We start from the raw sequence: 2889 nt of genomic DNA on the forward strand, positions 1-2889 counted from the left end.
TCCGGGACCGAGGTCCTGGGGATTGGACGCGGCGAGTTCGGCCACTGTGTCGATGCCGAGCTTGGCCAGCCGGGCAGACACCCTGGTCCCGACGCCCCACAGTTCCTTGGTGGGCCGGCGGCCCATGACATCGAGCCAGTTCCCGGCGGTGAGCCGGAAGACGCCGGCTGGCTTGCCGAAACCGGTGGCGACCTTGGCCCGGACCAGGGTATCGCCGATGCCCACGCTGCAATGCAGCCGTGTGCGCTCCAGGACGGCGGCCTGCACCTGCCGGGCGTAGGCTTCAGGATCCTCCGTCTCGACGCCCACAAAGGCTTCATCCCAACCCAGCACCTGCACCGTGGCCCCGGGCTGCGCGCGGAGGGTAGCCATCACCGTTTCGGACGCCGCGAGATAGGCCTCCTGATCGACGGGCAGGATCACGGCGTCGGGCACTTTCCGGGCCGCAATGCGCAAGGGCATGCCGGAACCCACGCCAAACGCCCTGGCCTCGTAGGACGCGGTCGACACAACGGCCCGTTCCGTGGGGTCGCCCCGACCGCCGACAATGATCGGCTTGCCCGCAAGTTCCGGCCGTCGGAGCACTTCGACCGCTGCGATGAACTGGTCGAGATCAACGTGCAGCACCCACGGGATTCCGCCCACGCCACCAGCTGTCATGGCTGCGTGCGCTCCGCCTCGATGTCGATGCCCGTCACCACATCTCCGGCGCGCTCGTAGACGAGCCAGATTGCGCTTCGGGAAGGCCTGAGGCGGCTGCGTGACCGTGAAGGCGGCTGGAACGGTACCGTCCCGGAAGATCTTCTTGCCTGTACCGAAAGTCACCGGGTACAGCCAGAGATTCAGCCGGTCAACGAGGTTCTCGGTGAGGAGGGACTGGAAGAGGTCGCCGCTGCCGATGACGTGGGTCTCGGCGTGCCGTTCGCGGATTTCGCGGGCCTCGGAGGCGACATCCGTCAGCACCGTGGTCCCGGCCCAAGCGGGGTCGCTCAGGGTATGTGATGCGACATATTTCGGCACAGCGTTGAACCGGGCAGCAATCGGGTCATCGGCCGGTGCGGTGGGCCAGAAACCGGCGAAAATGTCGTACGTCTTCCGGCCGAGGAGAAGCGCGTCGAGGCGTTCGATTCCCGCGGTGATCGCCTCACCGGATTCCTTGTCGAAGTATGGTGCCTGCCAGCCGCCGAACTCGAAGCCGCCCTCGCGATCCTCGTCGGGCCCGCCGGGCGCCTGGTAAACCCCGTCAAGGGTGCTGAACAGGTCGACCACGATGATTCCCACACGCCCATTTTTCGGCGGGCGCGGCCGAGTTGGCAAGAGCCTGTGTAAAAGCTAGCTATTCGCCGTGTCCAGCTCGTCGAACAGGCGCGACAGGCAGTCGACATAGTTGGTCATTGCGTCCGCGAAAGTGAGAAGCCTGGGTCCGCCTTCAGTGCCGGGCTCTGCCCTTTCGTTGCCTGCTTCGTCGGTGTGGCAGAGGAGGGGTTCGCAACTGGTTCCCTTCGCGGTCAGCCGTGCGATTCCCCAAGGATGGCTGGGGTCCGTCACTGCGATTCCCGCCGCGTCGAAGGTGTCGCGGAGGACGTATCGTGTGACTGTCCTCCATGACTGGAGGAACTGTGGCTGCAACTGTTCAATGAGTTCGTCGTCGTTGCTTTCGTAAGCGCGCCCCAGGTCCATGGAAAGCTCGTCCCATTCCCGGGCGTCGCGGACCATGAGGTGCCCGGCCCGGAGACGGGCAATCGTTTCGTTCAACGTCATGGTCTGTCCCCAAACTTCCTGTCGTGTCTGTTCCCGCCTGTGAAAGCAGGTCATCAACGGAGAGAACGGACGGGAACCCCGCATGATTCCCGCGGGCGGTGGGCCGCTTGGACGTTCATCTGAAGTTGCTCGTGCCCGCGGACCCTTGAACGTCCGGTCGCTCGAGGGCTAGCATTGCGGCCACCGGACCCGGCTGTCCTTGGCCGAGAGGCCGGGCGGACACTGACATCGGTCGACTTCGGGGAGACGGTCATGGGCGGGACAACTGCGGACGCGTCATCAGCGGACCTTATGGTCGACCTGATCATATCCCTGGACGGATATGCATCTGCCGAGGGATGGCCCGGCTGGTGGGGTCTGGAGGGGCCGGAATATCTGGCATGGCTCGCTGAAGAGGGGGAGAAGGGCCACACCTTCCTTCTCGGGGCGAACACCTACCGGCTGATGTCCAGGATGTCGGAGGAGGCCGAGGCCCAAGGCCCGGGATTCTCGGAGGATGAGGGGGCCGCCCTGACCGGCCTTGCTGCGGTACCGAAGGTCGTTTTCTCCTCCACGCTCCACGCTCCCCTCACGTGGCCGAACTCGGAACTCGTCACCGGGGACGCGGTCCAGGCCGTGGCGGAGATGAAACGGACCCGGACCGCGCCCTTAAGCACCCTCGGAAGCCTGAGCCTGTGCCGGTCCTTGCTGACCGCCGGACTCGTGGACAGGTTCCGGGTGGTCGTTTTCCCGGTGATCACGGGCAGCACCGGTCGGGAACGGATCTACGACGGCTATCCCGACGTCAAGCTCGAGATGGTGGAAAGCAGGACCTTCGATGGCCGGCTCCAGCTGCTCGAATACGTCCCCACCGTCCTCAGCGGTCCGCCGGGCAGCGGTCCGGCGTGAGCCAATCCGAAGGGAATCGGTCATGAACTCGACGATGTTGGTAACGGGCGGCACCGGCACCCTCGGGCGGCTCGTGGTTTCGCGGCTTCGGGACCGGGGCCATGCCGCACGCGTGGCAGGCCGTCATGCCCCTCCACCGGAGCAGGACATCGAATTCGTTAAGTGTGACCTCGACACCGGCGAGGGAGTCGAAGCCGCCTTGAGCGGTGTCCGGACGGTGGTGCATTGCGCAGGCGCGCA

Annotated in this window: 4 protein-coding genes and 1 pseudogene; 2 read left to right on the plus strand and 3 right to left on the minus strand. The window is 65.6% G+C overall.

Annotated features, from left to right (window positions below):
- The 3 genes and pseudogenes from AHiyo1_RS25280 to AHiyo1_RS23935 form a co-directional block, all read right to left on the minus strand.
- Nucleotides 1-660, minus strand: a 660-nt coding sequence (locus tag AHiyo1_RS25280; RefSeq protein WP_172465750.1) for a DNA polymerase IV, incomplete at its 3' end; no start/stop codon positions are given.
- A 174-nt stretch (nt 661-834) separates the two neighbouring features.
- A pseudogene (locus tag AHiyo1_RS25285) lies at nt 835-1281 on the minus strand (dihydrofolate reductase family protein); the annotation flags it as partial.
- Nucleotides 1282-1332: 51 nt separating this feature from the next.
- A complete protein-coding gene (locus AHiyo1_RS23935; RefSeq protein ID WP_059390279.1) occupies nt 1333-1761 on the minus strand; it encodes a hypothetical protein in 429 nt (142 codons plus the stop codon).
- Between the two features lie 252 nt (nt 1762-2013).
- On the opposite strand from AHiyo1_RS23935, the gene AHiyo1_RS23940 reads away from it, so the two are divergent.
- Together AHiyo1_RS23940 and AHiyo1_RS23945 are read left to right on the plus strand one after the other, a co-directional pair.
- The gene (locus tag AHiyo1_RS23940; RefSeq protein ID WP_059390280.1) at nt 2014-2649 is read left to right on the plus strand and encodes a dihydrofolate reductase family protein; all 636 of its coding nucleotides are present in this window, start codon (nt 2014-2016) and stop codon (nt 2647-2649) included.
- A 22-nt stretch (nt 2650-2671) separates the two neighbouring features.
- A partial coding sequence (locus AHiyo1_RS23945; RefSeq protein WP_113990766.1) for an SDR family oxidoreductase occupies nt 2672-2889 on the plus strand: 218 nt, incomplete at its 3' end.

It is taken from the genome of Arthrobacter sp. Hiyo1, assembly GCF_001263615.2.
Classification (GTDB): domain Bacteria; phylum Actinomycetota; class Actinomycetes; order Actinomycetales; family Micrococcaceae; genus Arthrobacter.